General features: G+C 46.0%; 15 protein-coding genes. 7 read left to right on the top strand and 8 right to left on the bottom strand.

The window, feature by feature from the left end:
* Nucleotides 1-11: 11 nt before the first annotated feature.
* Entirely contained in the window at nt 12-755 is a 744-nt protein-coding gene (locus tag MKX60_RS09450; protein ID WP_341059605.1) for a glycoside hydrolase family 16 protein, read from the bottom strand.
* 148 nt (nt 756-903) lie between these two features.
* Between MKX60_RS09450 and MKX60_RS09445 the strand changes: the two genes are divergently transcribed.
* The 6 genes from MKX60_RS09445 to MKX60_RS09420 all read left to right on the top strand — a co-directional run bounded on the left by MKX60_RS09445 (nt 904) and on the right by MKX60_RS09420 (nt 10,769).
* Nucleotides 904-1,824 (top strand): ABC transporter permease, encoded by a 921-nt coding sequence (locus MKX60_RS09445; RefSeq protein WP_076300442.1) that lies wholly within the window; start codon nt 904-906, stop codon nt 1,822-1,824.
* 18 nt (nt 1,825-1,842) lie between these two features.
* Nucleotides 1,843-2,727 carry a carbohydrate ABC transporter permease gene (locus MKX60_RS09440; protein WP_076300441.1) on the top strand — a complete coding sequence of 295 codons (885 nt, stop codon included), beginning with the start codon at nt 1,843-1,845 and terminating at the stop codon, nt 2,725-2,727.
* Nucleotides 2,728-2,789: 62 nt separating this feature from the next.
* Nucleotides 2,790-4,454 carry an extracellular solute-binding protein gene (locus tag MKX60_RS09435; RefSeq protein ID WP_341059604.1) on the top strand — a complete coding sequence of 555 codons (1,665 nt, stop codon included), beginning with the start codon at nt 2,790-2,792 and terminating at the stop codon, nt 4,452-4,454.
* A gap of 147 nt (nt 4,455-4,601) precedes the next feature.
* A complete protein-coding gene (locus MKX60_RS09430; RefSeq protein ID WP_341059603.1) occupies nt 4,602-6,440 on the top strand; it encodes a sensor histidine kinase in 1,839 nt (612 codons plus the stop codon).
* Nucleotides 6,441-6,443: 3 nt separating this feature from the next.
* Nucleotides 6,444-8,015 carry a response regulator transcription factor gene (locus MKX60_RS09425; protein WP_341059602.1) on the top strand — a complete coding sequence of 524 codons (1,572 nt, stop codon included), beginning with the start codon at nt 6,444-6,446 and terminating at the stop codon, nt 8,013-8,015.
* A 135-nt stretch (nt 8,016-8,150) separates the two neighbouring features.
* Nucleotides 8,151-10,769 (top strand): family 16 glycosylhydrolase, encoded by a 2,619-nt coding sequence (locus MKX60_RS09420; RefSeq protein WP_341059601.1) that lies wholly within the window; start codon nt 8,151-8,153, stop codon nt 10,767-10,769.
* A gap of 179 nt (nt 10,770-10,948) precedes the next feature.
* Here the strand turns inward: MKX60_RS09420 and MKX60_RS09415 are convergent, their stop codons facing one another.
* From MKX60_RS09415 to MKX60_RS09390, 6 genes are all read right to left on the bottom strand, one after another.
* Nucleotides 10,949-12,343 (bottom strand): hypothetical protein, encoded by a 1,395-nt coding sequence (locus MKX60_RS09415; RefSeq protein WP_341059600.1) that lies wholly within the window; start codon nt 12,341-12,343, stop codon nt 10,949-10,951.
* A 156-nt stretch (nt 12,344-12,499) separates the two neighbouring features.
* Entirely contained in the window at nt 12,500-13,372 is an 873-nt protein-coding gene (locus MKX60_RS09410) for an AraC family transcriptional regulator (RefSeq protein ID WP_341059599.1), read from the bottom strand.
* A gap of 188 nt (nt 13,373-13,560) precedes the next feature.
* Nucleotides 13,561-13,941 (bottom strand): FlxA-like family protein, encoded by a 381-nt coding sequence (locus MKX60_RS09405; RefSeq protein ID WP_076286012.1) that lies wholly within the window; start codon nt 13,939-13,941, stop codon nt 13,561-13,563.
* 203 nt (nt 13,942-14,144) lie between these two features.
* Entirely contained in the window at nt 14,145-14,855 is a 711-nt protein-coding gene (locus MKX60_RS09400; protein WP_076286011.1) for an ABC transporter permease, read from the bottom strand.
* Nucleotides 14,852-15,697 (bottom strand): ABC transporter ATP-binding protein, encoded by an 846-nt coding sequence (locus tag MKX60_RS09395; RefSeq protein ID WP_076300434.1) that lies wholly within the window; start codon nt 15,695-15,697, stop codon nt 14,852-14,854. The genes MKX60_RS09400 and MKX60_RS09395 overlap by 4 nt, the downstream gene beginning before the upstream one ends.
* Nucleotides 15,698-15,835: 138 nt before the next feature.
* On the bottom strand, nt 15,836-16,771 hold the full coding sequence (locus MKX60_RS09390; protein WP_341059598.1) for a LytTR family transcriptional regulator DNA-binding domain-containing protein: 936 nt from the start codon (nt 16,769-16,771) through the stop codon (nt 15,836-15,838).
* Nucleotides 16,772-16,988: 217 nt separating this feature from the next.
* Between MKX60_RS09390 and MKX60_RS09385 the strand changes: the two genes are divergently transcribed.
* Nucleotides 16,989-17,681 carry a YetF domain-containing protein gene (locus MKX60_RS09385; protein WP_076300432.1) on the top strand — a complete coding sequence of 231 codons (693 nt, stop codon included), beginning with the start codon at nt 16,989-16,991 and terminating at the stop codon, nt 17,679-17,681.
* Nucleotides 17,682-17,731: 50 nt separating this feature from the next.
* On the opposite strand, the gene MKX60_RS09380 is transcribed toward MKX60_RS09385, so the two are convergent.
* Nucleotides 17,732-18,124, bottom strand: a complete 393-nt coding sequence (locus MKX60_RS09380; RefSeq protein ID WP_042130783.1) for a hypothetical protein — start codon at nt 18,122-18,124, stop codon at nt 17,732-17,734.
* Between the last annotated feature and the right edge of the window lie 38 nt (nt 18,125-18,162).

Genomic DNA, 18,162 nt, shown 5'->3' with positions numbered 1-18,162 from the left:
CAACTTTCTTATTATCGGAACAGCCATATATTTGAAACCGTCATGACCGCTGGCAGTGCAGCCTCGTCAACCGCTACATTGTCATACCAGCCGCCCACCGCAAGGTTAAGCACTAGATAAAAGGGTTCATCAAAGGGCATCACACCCGGCTCCTGGCGACGCTCAGCAAAGCAATATCCGTCTACCAGCCATCGAATCGAACCAGCATTCCATTCCAGTGCATAATCATGGAATTCATTAATAGTTCCGCTTTCAAAATGGTGCGAGAACTCCTCGACGATTTGATGTTCCCAATCCTTTCCGTAGTGCAGTGTTCCGGATATTTGCTGAGGCAAGCGGCCTTTCGCTTCCATGATATCAATCTCGCCGGAAGCTGGCCAAGGACCGTAAGCCTGTTCCTTCGGAAGCAACCAGATGGCAGGCCATACCCCCTGCCCTACCGGCAGCTTTGCACGCACAACTAACTTGCCATAGCAAAAGGAAAAATGGTCCTTTGTATCCAAACGAGCCGAGGTATATGCAAAATTGCGCCCATCCTTTTCAATGGATTCGCTGCACGCACACAGGTTTAAGCCAAATTCATCGATATACAGATTGCTGGAATGATCCGTGTAATACTGCTGCTCTCCGTTGCCCCAACCTGGGTCTATGGGATTACCCTCATTATCTAACAAGTCGTTGCCAAGGCGGATATTCCATAGCTTTAAATCGGCATTTCTATCTAAGAAATTCTGTTCCCATATAGGTTTATTCATCCTTTGCACACTCCTTTCATTTAATCACAGCATACTTAAATTTTGCAGCTGGTCAAACAAATCTAAAAAAATGGGATAGGGTCAATAATCATGGGCTTTTTTTCCTATGCGCTTTTTCATACGATGAAATAGAAAGGGGGCACGGAACATGTTCCAATACAGAACGGAACAAATGAAAGCGCTTTTTAAACAGTGGCAATTGCAAAGCATGGTTATCCCGGGAATCCTCTGGATGTTTATCTTTTGTTATATCCCCATGTTTTGGCTCATTATTGCATTTATGGACTACAGCATCGCCAAACCCTTACTAGAATCACCGTTTGTCGGGCTGAAGCATTTTCAGGATTTTTTGACGGATGAGCGTTTTTGGCGTTCAATCCGCAATACCTTGGGAATGAGCAGCATCAAGCTGGTGTTGGGTTTTCCCATTCCTATCTTGTTTGCCTTGATGCTGAATGAAATACGGAGTCTTCGATTTAAGCGAACGGTACAAACCATTTCGTACCTGCCGCACTTTATTGCCTGGACGATTTTTGGCGGCATTGCACTCAATTGGCTGGGCGAGGGCGGTGTGATCAATCAGCTGATGATGGCGATCGGGCTCCAGGGACGCGAAATCCTGTTTAACAGCGACCCTAAGTACTTTTGGTGGATTACCTACTTCACCGATACGCTCAAAGAAACCGGCTGGAGCGCCATTATCTACATAGCGGCAATATCCGGCATTGATCCGGGGCTGTACGAAGCGGCCGAGCTGGATGGCGCAAATCGGCGGCAGCGTATGTGGCATATCACCATTCAGAGCATACGCCCCACCATCGCTATTTTGTTCATCCTCGCTGTCAGCGGGATACTCGGCAGTAACTTTGAGCAGATCTTTATGTTGAAGAACAACATGAACATGAGGATGGCGGAAAGCCTAGACTTGTATATCTACAACATGGGGTTGGTCTCCGGGCGCCATTCCTTCTCAACAGCCGTCCTGTTCGCCCGCTCTATTGTCGCGCTAGGTTTATTGTTTTTGGCCAATCACACATCCAAAAAACTAACCGGCGACAGCATTTTTTAAAAGGGGGACGACAGAAAGATGGAAAGACGCAAAAGGTTTCGGCAAATTGGAGTATTTGAAGTCTGCAACACCCTGCTGATGCTGGCGGTTTGCTTTTTAACGCTGTACCCGATGTGGTTTGTATTCATTAACTCGCTTAATGCGCCGCAGCAGGCATCGCTGGGCACCGTCAACTGGTTTCCCAAAGAATTATCGCTGGCCAGCTATAGCGTTGTGTTCAATGATAAGACTATGATGAACGGTTTTTATATCACTACTTTGCGCACGGTGCTCGGGACAGCAACGCATGTGTTATTTACCGCCATTATAGCTTACGGAATGAGCAAGTCTAATCTGATCGGACGCAAGCTGTATCTTAAAATCGCGTTGGTTACGATGCTGTTCTCAGGCGGGCTGATCCCTACATTTATTCTGATGACGAAGCTGGGCTTATATGATAATTTTTGGATATTCATTATTCCCTCCATGTACACTTTTTTTAATATGGTCATATTCATGAGCTTCTTCCGCACCATACCCGACAGCCTGGAGGAATCTGCGAAAGTAGACGGTGCTTCAGACTATGGTGTCCTATTCAGAATCGTATTGCCCAATAGCATGGCTGTCATAGCGACCATATCACTTTTTTCAGCCGTCTATCATTGGAATGATTATTACCAGGGGGTCATTTACATCCGTTCGCAAGAATTACTGCCGCTGCAGACCATGCTGTACAAAATCATTGCGGAGAACTCTATGTCCTTCATGCAGCAGCAAGCGATGGCGCAATTCGGCGCAAGACTTCCCGGCAACTCTATCAAATTTGCATCCATGATGGTGGCCACACTGCCTATTCTCTTAGTCTATCCTTTCATTCAACGCTATCTGGTCAAAGGAGTGATGATCGGCGCCATTAAAGGATAAGAGGTATACGTCTAGAAACTGGAATACAAAAATCGAAGCAGCAAAGAAAGGATGATTATGTCATGAAACGCAATCTCATCAAGCCAGGGTTGACCCTCATTCTGGCCGCAAGCCTGATGCTAGGCATAGCCGCGTGTTCCAATTCAGCGAATAGTGAAAATAAGCCGACCCCACAGCCTACGGATAGTACACAGCCTCCACCAAGTGAAGCAAAACTTAATCCCGATGATCCGGCATGGAAGCTCGATACCAGCCCTGTGGATTTGTCCTGGTTCGTAGGTGCTAACTGGTATGCCCACACTTGGGGAGAGAGCTTGACCTCCAAGTACGTAACGGAAAAAACAGGCGTAAACATCAAGCTTGAAGTACCTTCCGGTGAAGCGAATGAGCATATTACCCTGATGATGACCTCCGGCAAGCTGCCAGACTTGATATCGATGGGTTCATGGGAAACTGCTGTCAAAAAGCTGTGGGAAGGCGATCATGTCTACGCCTTAAATGAATTGGCTGACAAGTATGATCCATACTTCTTCAAGGTGGCCGGGGACGGCACACTGAAATGGTACCGTCAAGAAAATGGCAATACCTATGGCGTTCCGAATGATTCATATAGCCCCAACCTGATGCATGAAACTGGCATGACGGCCGCCAACCAGACTTTCCTGGTGCGTAAGGATCTGTATGAGGAGATGGGCAGTCCGGACCTTAGCACTCCAGAGGGCTTTCTGAACGCACTGCAACTGGTAAAGGATAAGTACTCCCAATATAAAGGCCAGCCCATCAGTCCCTTTTTTGCACAAGGGAACGTCCCTTACGGGATGACCGAATATCTGCAGAACCTCCTGGCCGTTCCGCATGAGAAAGACGGGAAAGTATATGACCGCATTACCGATCCCGATTATATCGCCTGGCTAAAAACCTTCCGCACGGCTTACGAGCGCGGGCTGATTAATGTGGATTTCCTGGTGGATTCCGATACGCAGGTAGAGGAAAAAACAAACAACGCCCGCTATTTCATGATGGTCCGCGAGTGGACCGGCATGTCGGCTGTCAATCCTATGCTAGCTGCTAGCGGTAACCCGGACTCTTACTACATCGCAGTCGATGGGCCTAAGAACAGTAAGGGTGATAATCCTAAACTATTCCCCGGCAACATGGACGGCTGGATGGTGACGATGATTAGCAAATCCACCGAAAACCCTGAACGAGCCATCCGCTTTTTGACCTATCTGGCCAGCGAAGAAGGCCAACGAGATTTATTCCTTGGCAAGGAAGGCGAAACATGGGAGATGGTGGATGGCAAGCCGCAGCTGAAGCCTGAAATGGTAAAATTACTCGACACTGATATTGAGAAGATGGAGAAAGAATATGGCATCATGGATACCTATTGGATGATGCGAAACCCTGTAATCGTCAACCAGTGGAGACCGGAGAAAGCGCCTGTCATTAAGCAAATGGAAGACTTCGCCAATAAGCAGGCCGATATTGATAGCGGTATCTATAAGGGATTAGATCCACAGGGAGATTCTGATGTATCGGTAGCCTGGTCTCGTATTTCACAAAATTGGGAGGAAGTCCTCCCCGAGCTGATTACAGCCAAGAATGAGGCTGAATTTGATAAAATCTTCGAGAATTTCCTTGACCGCCGCGAAAACTACAGCTTTGGCAAGGTGATGGAATACCGTCAGGCTGAACTGGATGTGCGAAAATCCAAAATGGCCGAGTAATAATGCCCGAATAAAGCGTGCTGCCGGTCACCGAAATGGTGGCCGGTATTCCCTTTTTCGCTAGTTCTACCATTTGGCAAAACAGCCTAGTTACCTACCAGGCGGTTTGTAATATATGGTATATTACAAGGGTAGGAGGCTACTAAAATGAAGTATCTGCTGACTAAATTGAAGAGGCTTTACCGCAATTCACGCATATCCAAAAAATTGTTTTTGGCCTTTAGCATGATGATTGCTATTCCTGCGATTGTGGTATCCTTTTTATTTATCCGCACGCAGGAAAGCCAGCTATACAAGGACGCTATGGCCACCGGCAGCAGTCATGTTTCACGACTTAATGAACAGCTACGCAGCAGAATGGGCATTATTGAGAACGCTTCCTCTACTGCGCTGAATCAAAAGGCATTTGTAGATTTTATTCACTCCAATATGCGTGGGGATGGCCTGCGTCTTGTGAAATTTAGACAAAATCAATTTGAGCAAATGCATAATATCATTCAAAGCCACGAGATGATCAGTGAGCTCAGTTTCTATGTCGATAATCCAAACCTATTTGAGATTTGGCCTGAAATCTACCATTATGACAAGTTTCAGCCGCAGGACTACTGGGTGACCCTTCGGGAGGAAGGCGGTGCAGCATACCGCCTATTTGCTTTTAAGGATGGCGAGCATACGTTATCCTATTACCGGCTGGTACGCCTTCAGGGACAGCAGCAGAAACTCCCTACCATTATGGAAATTCGCGCCCAGCATAGCGTCTTTTTCAGTGACCTGCTTGCGGATAGCGGGGGAGATTTCTTTTCTGTAGTGGTGGACGGAACCACCCCTTCCCGATCTGTATACAATCCTGAGCATATCTTTGCTCAAAATGCCGGTGAGGAGTTGGATAAAATTCTGGGCAGCATTCATCAGCGGCTGGATATGTTGCAGCAGAGTAGTCCCATTAAGGTCAAGGTAGGCAACCAAACTTACTATGCGTTGTATCGCTACATCGCCCCACTTAACGCCTATGTAGTGGATATTGCCTCTCATCAAGCGCTGATGAAAGGCCCACGAAGCTGGTATTTGCTCGTAGTAGCGATCACCTTATGTGTATTGCTGCTGATGTTACTGCTCGTTTCACATACCACCCGGCGCATTTTCCGCCGGCTCGACAGAGTGCTGGCTTCTATGCGCAAGGTGCGGCAAGGCCAACTGGATGCGAAAATTGATACCGGCCTAGATAAAAACGAAACCGGTGACGAAATCGACGAGGTGGCCGTCAGCTATAATAATATGTTAGACGAAATCAAACATCTGATGACCCAAGTGGTAGATAAACAGCTGATTGCCAAAAATGCACAGCTGCACTCACTGCATTCGCAGATCAATTCACACTTTTTATATAACGCGCTGGAATCCATCCGTATGCTCGCAGAGGTTCAGCGACAGCCGGCTATCGCCGATGCGTTGGTGTCTTTAGGCTCGCAACTGCGTTACAGCATGCAGTGGCGCAGCGATACGGTTGCCCTTAGCGAAGAACTAGCCAACATACACAGCTATGTCCGATTCATAAACTTTATGGAGGGTGGCAGCATTGTATTGACGGCGGATCTCCCGCAGGAGGTGCTGCGTTATACAATTCCTAAAATGTGTATGCAGCCCATCGTCGAAAATGCCGTTCATCACGCAGCGCCCTCGGGGGGCAGTGTACACATCCAAATTACCGTATCCGTAGAGAATGACAGCCTCCTGCTAGTTGAGATAAGAGATGATGGCGCAGGTGTTGACCCGGAGATGCTGTCCAGTCTGCAGGCTGTGCTGCGGGGCGACTCAGATTCACCGATTGTTACCAGCAAAAACGGACTGGGCTTGGAGAACGTGCATAAGCGCATACAGCTTCATTATGGTAAGGACTGCGGTCTTTGGATCGACAGTGTGCAGGGCGCTTATACCTGTGTAACCATACGTTTGCCTTTGGAAAATGTGAATCTTGGAGGATGGTAGAGCATGATCAATATTCTAATTGTGGACGACCAAAAGCACATTCGTGATGGGCTGCAGGCCATGCTGCGCCAATTCCCGTTGCAGCTGGACAACATTTACTGTGCCGTAAACGGAATTGAGGCCTTGGATATATTGAGTCAGCATAACATCCAACTGGTGATTACCGATATCCGAATGCCCGATATGGATGGATTGACGCTGATGGCGCAGAGCAAACAGGAGCACATCGAGGTAGATTACCTGATTATTAGCGGCTACAGCGATTTTGCCTATGCTCAAAAAGCGATCGAACTTGGGGCAAAGGGCTACCTGCTCAAACCTGTGAAACGTGAAGATTTGCAAACCGCGGTAGAACATGTAGCGAATGAGATAAAAACACGGCAGACGCTCTCGCGTAATATGGAGCATATTTCCCGCCGCGCCCGGGAAACAGACCGCAAAGAAATGAGTATGTTCATGCAGGGTGCAATGATTGATGAAGCGTGGGTTCTCCAGACCCAACAGCAGAATCCAGAGTTATGGAGTAATTACCGCCTGTGTCTGCTGCGGGAAGAATTATGGATTAACCAACCGGGGGCCGACAGTAGCCACAGCATGGAATCCCTTGCCTACCGTGTATATGGTAGACAAGGGTGTATATGCCTGCAACACCGCCCGTACCTGATCCTCGCGGTTGATGCCACCGTAGATACGGGAGCCTTCCCGGCCGCCCTCAAAGCAGGGCAGATAGATGCAATCACTGCCATGACCAGCCCGCAGCAAGGCTTAAAGGAGTTGCCCCGCAGCTATACACAAGCGCTAGAGCTCTATCGCCACAGTTATCTGTTTCCAGAGAAGAGCTGTATCCTGCCAACACATATTGAGCGACAGGAGCAGCAGTGGGAGCTTCCCTATGAGGAGTTATATGCCCTGTTCCAGTTAATCGGCACCAAAAACAGCGGTACAATCACCCAAGGCATTTCTATGATATTTCACAAAGATACGCTGCAACGCTATCACATCCAATACACACAGCAGCTATGCCGTGCCATTGTGCAGATGCTGGAGGAATCTGTGCGTGTGATCCGCCCGTACATGGGGGAAGAAGCGCTGGACATCGAATGTTTGCGTAATCTATTCGATTATCCGGGTATTCGTGATTATATTCAGGCGCTGCAACAACAGCTGCTTCGGCTGAACCAATTTTATTATGAATATAAGTGCAGCTATCGCAACTCGCAAGATTTGAATGAAGCCATACGCTTTATACACGAAAGCTATCATAAACCCCTGGATCTCGCGATGGTATCCAACCACGTGTCGCTTAATTATGCCTATTTTTCCAACCTGTTCAAAAAAAATATCGGCAAAGGCTTCGCAGAATACTTGCGCGATGTGCGCCTGGATAAAGCCCGGCGGCTGCTGGCTGAAACCGATCATAAAATCGTTGAGGTAGCCACCATGGTAGGATATGAAAGCTACAAAAGTTTTACACGATCATTTCGGGATGTCATGGACATGCAACCCACTGAATACCGGCAAATGATGCGGCGGAAGCATGACAGTGAGGAAAAGTACCATGACACAGCGCTATAAATAATCAAAAGCCAAAAAATTGGGTTATAACAAAAATAATTGTACCTTTTAGCTGATTATTATATTCGATACAATAAAGACGTCCCTAAATGAAAGCGGTTTCGTTCAATACCATCTTATTAAAGGAGGGCAAGTATGAAACGACTTTACAATACGGAAAGTGGTTTTAAGCGGAAGATATTTAGTTGGTTCTTAGCGGTAGTGCTCTTGGCTGGTGTAGGCCTATTGCCGACATTGAAGGTTCAGGCAGCAGGAACCACAGTTACCTCTATGGCTTACTTTTCGGCGGCAGACGGACCTGTCATCTCAAAATCAGGGGTTGGACAAGCTAGCTACGGTTTTGTCATGCCTATATTCAATGGAGACTCTGCCACCTGGAATGATGTTTCCGATGACGTAGGTGTAAATGTGAAAGTGGATGGCAACTGGGTGGATATTGACAGTGCAGGCGGCTATATCTATAACCAAAACTGGGGGCACTGGAGTGATAGCGGCAAGAATGGCTATTGGTTTACTCTCTCCGCAACAACGGAGATTCAACTGTTCTCCAAGGCTAATGGGGTTACACTGAATTACACCCTGGTATTTCAAAACATTAACAAAACGAACATCACTGCTATGGCACCTACACAGGGTCCGCAGATTACGGCAGGTTTTACAGGCAGTGCAGGCTTTACTTATCCTACCTTCAACAATGATCCGGCCGTTACCTATGAAGCCGTTGCTGAAGATCTGAAGGTATATGTAAAACCTGTAAGCAGCAGTACATGGATTGATATTGACAATAATGCAGCCAGCGGCTGGATCTATGATAACAACTTCGGGCAATTCACCGAAGGAGGTGGCGGCTACTGGTTTACCGTAACGGAGTCTATCAACGTCAAGTTAGAATCGAAGACCTCTTCAGCTAACGTCGTCTATACCCTCACCTTTAATAAACCTGTAAGAAATTCATATGTCCTTACTCCCTATGAGGGAACGACCTTTACCGCAGATGCAAAAGGCGTCATAGGTGTACCGCTGCCCAAAATTGATGGAGGCGCTCCAATAGGCACTGAGCTCGGAAATTACGTGTACCAAATTAACATCAACGGACAATGGGTTGCTATGAGTGATTCCAGTCTGAGCGGATTTGTATACGCCGGCAATGGCTACAACAACATGTCCGATGCCAACCAGTGGGGATATTGGGCTGACTATATCTATGGACTTTGGTTCCAGCCCGTACAAGAAGATGTACAGATCCGTATCGGCTATCCATTAAATGGACAGGCCGGCGGAAGTGTCGGCAACAATTACGTCAACTATACCTTTATCGGTAATCCAGATGCTCCACGTCCGGATGTATCCGATCATGATGACATTGCCATCGGAACGCCAAACGACCCGGTCATAGAAGGCATGAATCTCATTTGGCAGGATGAATTTAACGGAACAGCGCTTGATACGAGCAAATGGAGCTACGAACAAGGCTATTATATTACTGACGATCCGAATAGCTGGGGCTGGGGTAATGCGGAGCTGCAGCACTATACAGACAGTGCACAAAATGTATTTGTACAGGACGGAAAGCTGAATATCAAAGCTTTGAACGATTCAAAATCCTTCCCACAGGACCCAAGCCGGTATGCCCAATACTCCTCCGGCAAGATAAACACCAAAGATCATTTGTCCTTTCAGTACGGCAGAGTAGATATTCGTGCTAAGCTGCCTACAGGTAATGGCGTCTGGCCAGCACTCTGGATGCTTCCGAAAGATTCAGCCTATGGTGCATGGGCCGCATCCGGGGAAATTGATATTATGGAAGCCAAAGGACGCTTGCCCGGCACGACCAGCGGCGCCATTCACTTTGGCGGACAATGGCCTGTGAACAGATATATTGCGGGTGAATATCACTTCCCTGAAGGTCAGACCTTCGCCAATGATTATCATGTGTACTCCATGGTCTGGGAAGAAGATAATATGAAATGGTATGTGGACGGAAAATTCTTCTTTAAAGTGAGCAGAGATCAATGGTATTCCGTTGCTGCACCGAACAATCCGAACGCTCCATTCGATCAGCCCTTCTACATTATTATGAATCTGGCGATCGGCGGACACTTCGACAGTGGTCATACCCCAGATCCGTCGGATATTCCAGCTACAATGCAAGTCGATTATGTTCGTGTCTATAAAGAAGGCAACAGCGAGAATCCGGTAAACGTGCCGGTTACCGGTGTAACTCTGAATCAGACCACTGCACAGGTGGAAGTCGGACAGAGTGTACAGTTGAACGCCAATGTAGCCCCGTCTAATGCAACGAATAAGCAGGTTACTTGGACCGTATCAGGTACCAGCATCGCTTCCGTGAACCCGAACGGTCTTGTAACGGGACTTGCACCGGGCGCGACAACCGTAACAGCTACAACCGCCGACGGCAATAAAACTGCTACCTCCACCATCACTGTTGTACCGGCATCATCCAGTGTTATCATCATCGGCGATGAGGTGCGGGGCCTGAAGAAAATAGGCGACGATCTGCTGTTCTATGTGAACGGTGCAACCTTTGCTGACTTACACTATAAGCTAAATAACGGTGGGCAGCTAAACGTAGCCATGACCCCAGCAGGGAACGGTAACTATACCTACCCTGTAAATAACCTGCAACACGGCGATACCATCGAGTACTCCTTTACCTATAATCCGGGGCAAGGGGCCGTCGATTCTCCGACGCTCACGTATATCCATGGGTTAACCCAAGGAACACCGGAGTAAAGTGGATAAACCCTAGACAAAATGCATGAACACGAATAGGCGAGGAGGAAGTATTGGTGCTTCCCTCTCGCCTGTTTTGTTGTTTCAGCCATGCTGGTCTCCTCGGTGGAAGATCAGTTGCCATGCGTGATGCGTGACCTCCTTGACGACAAAGCTCATCTCTTAGAACGTCATCAAGCCTAACTATTTACACCAGCCTCTATCTTCTGATCAATAAATTGCTTGAATCTTGTAAAATACTGCTCTGATGCCTCCCAGCGCCTAAGGTCCAAAAAAGACATGTCCTGCTTGCCATATTGATTGGGCGGCTGATAATGCCGGGAAACATAAGTTCCATGATCCACTGTATAAAAATAATACGCTTCATCTGGAGTCTTGATTTCAATCCGAGCATGCAGGTAGTCTCCGTCCTCGTCCGTATGCGCATTACGGAAGCTGTAATATTTTGAGCCGTCCCAGAACCCGTCATCCTCCTCTTCTTCCGAATATAATTCCTGAATCACATCGTGTTGCAAAATGTCTTGCACATATTGGACCTCAATGTTTCGTAAATAAAGCTCAGCCATATTAATACAGGTCAACAACATAGTCCAGCAATCGCTAATCTCCGCTAGCTGTTCCTGAGACTCTTCTGTAATATCCTCCCACTCAGACCCTTCATCTATGGTTCTCCTCAACAAACCGATGGAATGATCTTGCTCCAGCCAAATATAATAGTGATGCCTGTGATCTTTCATATAAACGCTGAGATCCCGCTCATCCCCGTCTGCATCAATATGCTCCAGTTGAACTTTGAAAAATACGCCTTGCTCCTGAAAATCAAAAGATGGTTTGTCATCCGTCATTAAAATACACTGAGTCAATTTCAATATATTTTCCTCATTGATCGTGTTATGGGTAAAATAAAAATGAACAGGTTTCTTTCTCGTGAGGGGTTCATTTACTTTTTTCAATACGGAACGCCCTTCTACAATAACATTCACCAGCGTGCAAAAGGAAAATTCCGTGTCCTCCTCATCCATATCCAGAAAAACTTCATCAATCAACACCTCATGAATGTCCACCGGAAGCTCCTGAAATACGCCGTCTCCCTCCCATACATTTACTAAGCATGCAATAGATTTCTGCCCGTCTACTTTGATGCTGTACTCGTCATCCTGAACTAAAACAGCAGCGCTAAGATCACCTATAACAATTGTTTCCCCATGATTGTAGGTGCCGCACAATATTTCCTCAACCATCAGATTGCCCGAAACATAGATTTCCTGACCGCCTACAGCTATATTTTTCGCATTCAAATTACCGGTTACCATAAGCCCTATGGCACCATCTGTTTCTTTATTATAGAGATTGTCTACAGTAAAATTCCCATCGATAAAAATGATGATTACCTCTTTTTGTTGCGGGAAAGCCTGCTCCCAATCCAGATTAAGAGAAGGCAGCGTCAAATCCCCTTCATAATAAGCGGCTAGCTGCTCGTCACTGAAATCCTGGTAAAACTTCGCCCACCAAGATCCTTCCGGAAATTTATCTGCTAGTTGACTAATAGGAATGAATCGGAAAAGATTGCTCATACATTATTTTCCTTTCATTTTCAAATTTCCATTATTCTCTCATATGTAAAAATAAGGGTCAATCTCAACTTTACAAACCATCCCCCACAACAAAAAAAGGCCATCCTTCTATGGGATGGCCTGACAAATCAGAAGTACAATAGTAATCACCGTTTATTATTTTTTCAAAACCGGTATCCAAATCTCACTTCTGAAGGTGGGTGAAGATATATCCTTAATCTCATTCCATAAAATCTCCGGGCCTCTTGCCAACTCATAATTAGCGGTAGGGAACCATTCAGAATAGATGCGTCCCCAGACATTTTGCAATGTATCGGGAAATGGTCCAACGGCTTCGAATACAGCCCATGTTGCTGCAGGAACATCTAGTTTCGTTAAATTTTCGGGGCATTCCTTGGTTGTAGCAACGCCAACATAATGGTCAAGTTCCCCCTTTTCTTCCATTCTCCCCTCAGAAAAATTCATCGATGCTTGAATCAGTCCCTGAGGTTCGACATTCGAGAGCTTTTTGAGCTGGTCGATGTCATCGCTAGTTAAGCTTTTCCACATAGATGCGATTTCCGGATTTACGCCATTAAATTGGATAGGTACCCTTCTCGTAATGCCTACGATACAGAATGACTCTTTTTCAATGATACGATAGTTCATTGCACTTCCCCCTTGAATCGTTAATTGAAAGGTCAAGCGCGGATAGGCTTTTAATGAAGGGCCATGCAACTTTACCGAAGAGGGCGGAATACCGTGCAAGCCTTGGAAAGCTCTAGAAAATGCGTCTGCTGAGCTATATCCATATTTCACCGCCACATCCATAACTCTTAATTCTCCAGCTTGAAGCTCAAATGCCGCAGATGTCAGGCGTCTCCGACGGATGTATTCTGATAGCGTGATGCCTGCAAGAAATGAGAACATTCTAGAAAAATGATATTCGGAACAACAAGCCAACCTCGCCGCTTCCTTCAGGTCTATATCATCAGCAAGATTCTCTTCAATGTATTGTAGAGCCCCGTTCAGATTTGCAAGCAAATCCATTCGAATGACCTCCCTTCACTAACAATATAGCAAGTATCGTCGGCATCCATCCGACATCTCATGCACAGTTTTGCTGGGTACCTAGGAGAAACTTGCCGCTACTTAAGATACGGTTCACCGCGCATTCAAAAAAGAGGTGCGAAAAGCCGGTTCATCACCGGACGCTTTTCGCACCTTCTCTCTCTTGCCTAAATTAACGCGTCGAAATGGCCCTCCGAGTTCACCGTCGCCGTCCGGGGATCGGTCAGACCGATGCCCTTGAGGCCTCCCTTCCACTCAATCCGCGAGAGGGGGAGGTGATCTTGAAGCGGAGAAGCCGGTACAAAATTTACGGGGGCGCTACTCCCGCTTTTCTGTACGAGTTGGGACTCCAGCAGCCGGATTTGCCGCTGCAGCTGCTCCCGGCGATAAGGAGTCTGCATCTCACTTCCTTGTGCCGCATTCACTTTATCCAGTTCCATCATCAGCCGGTTCCGCTGTTTCTCCAGGGAACTGACATCACTCTGTGTACCGCCGTAGGCCGCAATGGTCTGTACAGAGCTGATGCCTGATACTGTCTGTGCCGCCATGATCTTTCCCTCCCTTTCCTCGGCTCCCAATCCAAATTCAGCCAAATTTGAAAGTTCTAATCATCTTTATTACCCAGCAGGCCCCGTCATGACAACATCACAGCCTCAATTAGAGAATAATCGTCATATAGTCTCAGTCGGCCGCTTGTTTCGACCCTACCAAAGACCCATCGAAGGCTGGCTAAAGTCCCTTAAGAGCACCATTACTCGTCCTTCAACCGTCGCTGATACAAAATGACAGACACTACTGTTAGCACAACTGTCCATGCCAAGGTAATGAGGAGGGGTTTTAATAAATCTCCCGTCGTAAAGCTTATATTGCTTATTTCTAAGAAATACACAAGTTGAGTGCTTGGTACGTACTCCAGCACTTTGAAGATAGGAAAATCATCCACTAGTAACGTTCCCCATGGTGCCCCAGTGAATACGAACATCACAGGAAGTATAGCTAAGGATGCTTCAAGCACCGTCTTGGAGAATAAACCACATATCGTTCCGAGTGCTGTGTATAAAATAATCGAAAGAATCAATGCTGACACAAACGCCCATATACTAGCTGGCTCATAACCAATTATGTACGTAACAATAGCCAGAACAACAGCAGACATTACAAAGACTAAAGTACTTTTACCGATTAAAACATCCATGGTCGTGGCCGGAGTCATCATTAATGATCTTAAAGTGTTATGCTCCTTTTCTTCCGCAATCAAGCATGCTTGTGCAAAGCAGGCTACTACCACAAACGAAAGATTAAGAACTATAGCGAAAACTCCAGGCACAGACGGGTCTACACGTCGAAAAAGAAGTGCAATGATAATTGGAAAAATCAACATAATGGAGATCGCATAATTGCGAGAAAACTCTTTGTAATCCTTCACAAATATCGCCTGGACACGTTTTAATGAGATACTCATAGTAACTCACTTCCTGTCATTTTAATAAAAATATCACCTAGACTTGGCTCTTTCGTTTCTAACCGGTCAATTAACCCTCGTCTCATCCAATCCGCGATTTGATCAGCCGTTCCCTCATCGATCGGGAGCTCGTAAGCTTCCCCATTGATTAATTCAACACAAACTACGTTCTCCCGGTGCTGTCGTTTAAGATCCTTCGGTGCACCGATGGTTTGGATTTGCCCCTGATACAGAATCGCTACGCGGTTGCATATCAATTCTGCCTCAGCCATGTCATGCGTAGTTAAAAAAATCGTTGTCCCTTTGTCATTTAAGTAGCGTAAGCCTTTATAAATATGTGCTGAGTTTACCGGATCTAAAGCCGAAGTAGGTTCATCTAGAAATAATAATTCGGGCTCATGGATAATCGCGCAGGCCAACATGACACGCTGACGCATCCCTTTCGATAAGAGATTGACTTTCTTTTTGCGCTCTCCGCTTAAGTTTACAAACTGCAGCACCTTATCGACCGCAGATCTGGGAAGATCATATAACTTACGATACAGCTCCAAATTTTCCTCAATCGATAATCTTTCATATAGACCACTGTTATCCGTCAAAATGCCGAAGCGCATCTTCTGTGCAGACTGCTGCATCATCTCCGCTGGCTGGTTAAATACACTTGCCTGTCCACTTGTCGGATTTAACTGCGCAGTTAAAATCTTGATTAATGTCGTTTTTCCTGAACCGCTCGGACCGAGGAAGCCAAAAATTTCCCCTTTCGGAATTGAAAAAGACACATCTGCCAACGCATCTTTATTTCCAAATCTCTTACGGACACGTTCTACTTGGATAACATCCATTAACACCACTTCCTTAGCGTTGATGCCTTAAGCATATAAAGATTGCATGCTTCCAGCCATCAAAACCCGCCGAAATGTAGCTATTATCGCCTGAATAGTACCACAAAGTGCTTTATTGGTTCGACATTACCCAGGAAATTAAATGTTCAGAAGTGCTTTTAATTCAGACAATTTTGAACGGGATAACGGAACCACAGCATCTTTACCTGTATTTAACCGCAAGCTGTAGCTATTCTTCGTCCATGTAATAATCTCTCTTACTTTTTGCAGATTAACGATGTAGGACCGATGACACCTAAAAAAACCGAAATTTAACAATCTTTGCTCGAGTTCGGTCAACGTCAAAGCACAGTCATAATTTTCCCCATCCACATGAACAAGGATCGAACCCTCTACACTTTCTATAAAATCGATTTCAGGCGGATTAAATAAAATTACTTTGTCATTTCTTTTGGTTGAGATCTTCTGCAAGGTTATATTGGTCTCGTCTTGTTTCTGTAATTCCTGCTTATCCTCTTCGAAGTCCCGAATATCCAATGGATGAAATCCGGACTCGTTCAACCGATAAATGGTATCACAGGAAATAAGGGCATCCTCTAAATTCGAAGTTAAAATTAATATCTGCTTTTCTTGCGAAAGATCATCCAGAATCCGTTTGAATTGACGACGATCCTGCTCTTCCAAGTAAAAATAAGGTTCCTCCAGTATAAGCGTAGGCTGATGCGCAAAAAAAACACGTAGCAAGGTCACATACATCCTTTTAGATGAGCTTAGATCCTTGATCCTCACCTTCCGTTCTTCTTTTAGAACAAAATAATCCATTAACAAAGCGGCACGCTCATTCCTCTCCGTTACTTGGATAAGAAAAGTAATTAGCTCTTCCACCGTTAAACGCATATACTCGCTTTGCCCAGCCCGAAATAAATAATATTGAGATTGGTCCACTAATTGATTCATTAAAAGCTGCTTTCGCTTCAAGTCCGTTATAATAGCAACCGATTGGTTCAATATCATATTTAATTCAATCTTCGGTAGAAATAATTCCCCGTCATAATACATTGGTTGAAATTGCATTCCGTCCTCCTGATCAGCGACACTACTTGGATATATAAAACAATTATAAAGTCAGGATACTTTTTTGTCAGTTTCTAACTAAAAACACAACGGCATGTCCTATCTAAACGTTCGTCCAGCCGTTCATGTTCATTCGATTCCTTTCACTTAACAAGTATAAGCGAGGAAAATGGGGGTCACTTTAAGACTATCTGTTATGCAAGAAGGGGCTCAGCATATGACATATGGAGAAATTCTATTTCGTACGGCAACGTCTTTCGTTGCTCTACTCGTTTTGACGCGTCTTCTCGGTAAAAAACAAGTCGGACATCTAACGTTTTTCAATTATGTAACAGGGATCACCTTCGGCTCCACCACTGCGGAAATTATCGTCAACAGACAAATCACGCTGCTGCAAGGAATATCTAGCTTGGTCTTATGGTCGCTCTTGGCGTTCAGCGTTGCATTGATTGGACTGCGCTCTGTCAAAGCACGTGAGATTCTCGACGGCCAACCTACGATTCTCGTCAAAGAAGGCAAGATTCTGGAAGAGGCATTAGCTAAGCAGCACCTCAACATCGACGATTTAAGCATGTTACTTCGGAATAAGGATGTCTTTTCACCCGAAGAAGTCGAATTTGCAATTCTGGAACCTGACGGTAAACTTAGCGTGTTGATAAAAGAAGAACTGCTGCCTGCAACAAAAAAAGATATAAAAGTAAACGTTGCACCTATTCACAATATCCCAACTGAGCTTATCATCGATGGTAAAATCGTAGAAAAGAATCTTAATAAAATAGATGTCTCCGTTGTCTGGCTCAACCAACAATTAAAGAAAGCCAACATTCATTCTTTAGATCAAGTATTTTACGCAGAGCTCCAATTGGACGGGAGTCTGTATATCGACAAATACCAGGATATAAATCCATAAAAGACCCCCAAAGAGAACAGCCCCCGGGCTGTTCTCTTTCGCTGTCTGCTTTAGAAGCAGGTGAACGAGCGAATCCGATTCAAATCAATACCGAAGTACCCCCAGAAGAGACCGAACCATCTGAACCCTGCAACAGAATTACGCCCGACGAATACCGGGAAGAACCAGAATTGCTCGCCGTTGTTCAGCCAAATGTATGTGTTGCGAAACAGACAGCCTCTGATCGCACCGGGGTCGATGGCAAATGCGGTGGCCGACATTTGCGGTACGAATTGCGGTGGAGGTGCCGTCGGCGCTTGAACGCCTCCCGGTGCAGCTCCTGGAGGTCCCGGAGTCCCAGGAAATCCACCTGGTCCACCCGGTCCTCCTGGTCCTCCTGGTCCTCCTGGTCCACCCGGAAACCCTGGGAATTGGCCGCTTCCCGGCGTTGGAAAAAATCCCATATATGATCGCTCCTTTCAATGAGTAGGCACAATCATCA

Origin of the sequence: Paenibacillus sp. FSL R5-0914, assembly GCF_038004525.1 — a bacterium.
Taxonomy (GTDB): Bacteria; Bacillota; Bacilli; order Paenibacillales; family Paenibacillaceae; genus Paenibacillus_AQ.
This window is presented reverse-complemented; position numbering and strand designations above follow the sequence as displayed.

Excerpts from the sequence above, each read along its gene's own strand:
- MKX60_RS09450 (WP_341059605.1), bottom strand. The coding sequence starts at position 755 with ATGAATAAACCTATATGGGAACAGAATTTCTTAGATAGAAATGCCGAT.
- MKX60_RS09445 (WP_076300442.1), top strand. The coding sequence starts at position 904 with ATGTTCCAATACAGAACGGAACAAATGAAAGCGCTTTTTAAACAGTGG.
- MKX60_RS09440 (WP_076300441.1), top strand. The coding sequence starts at position 1,843 with ATGGAAAGACGCAAAAGGTTTCGGCAAATTGGAGTATTTGAAGTCTGC.
- MKX60_RS09435 (WP_341059604.1), top strand. The coding sequence starts at position 2,790 with ATGAAACGCAATCTCATCAAGCCAGGGTTGACCCTCATTCTGGCCGCA.
- MKX60_RS09430 (WP_341059603.1), top strand. The coding sequence starts at position 4,602 with ATGAAGTATCTGCTGACTAAATTGAAGAGGCTTTACCGCAATTCACGC.
- MKX60_RS09425 (WP_341059602.1), top strand. The coding sequence starts at position 6,444 with ATGATCAATATTCTAATTGTGGACGACCAAAAGCACATTCGTGATGGG.
- MKX60_RS09420 (WP_341059601.1), top strand. The coding sequence starts at position 8,151 with ATGAAACGACTTTACAATACGGAAAGTGGTTTTAAGCGGAAGATATTT.
- MKX60_RS09415 (WP_341059600.1), bottom strand. The coding sequence starts at position 12,343 with ATGAGCAATCTTTTCCGATTCATTCCTATTAGTCAACTAGCAGATAAA.
- MKX60_RS09410 (WP_341059599.1), bottom strand. The coding sequence starts at position 13,372 with ATGGATTTGCTTGCAAATCTGAACGGGGCTCTACAATACATTGAAGAG.
- MKX60_RS09405 (WP_076286012.1), bottom strand. The coding sequence starts at position 13,941 with ATGGCGGCACAGACAGTATCAGGCATCAGCTCTGTACAGACCATTGCG.
- MKX60_RS09400 (WP_076286011.1), bottom strand. The coding sequence starts at position 14,855 with ATGAGTATCTCATTAAAACGTGTCCAGGCGATATTTGTGAAGGATTAC.
- MKX60_RS09395 (WP_076300434.1), bottom strand. The coding sequence starts at position 15,697 with ATGGATGTTATCCAAGTAGAACGTGTCCGTAAGAGATTTGGAAATAAA.
- MKX60_RS09390 (WP_341059598.1), bottom strand. The coding sequence starts at position 16,771 with ATGCAATTTCAACCAATGTATTATGACGGGGAATTATTTCTACCGAAG.
- MKX60_RS09385 (WP_076300432.1), top strand. The coding sequence starts at position 16,989 with ATGACATATGGAGAAATTCTATTTCGTACGGCAACGTCTTTCGTTGCT.
- MKX60_RS09380 (WP_042130783.1), bottom strand. The coding sequence starts at position 18,124 with ATGGGATTTTTTCCAACGCCGGGAAGCGGCCAATTCCCAGGGTTTCCG.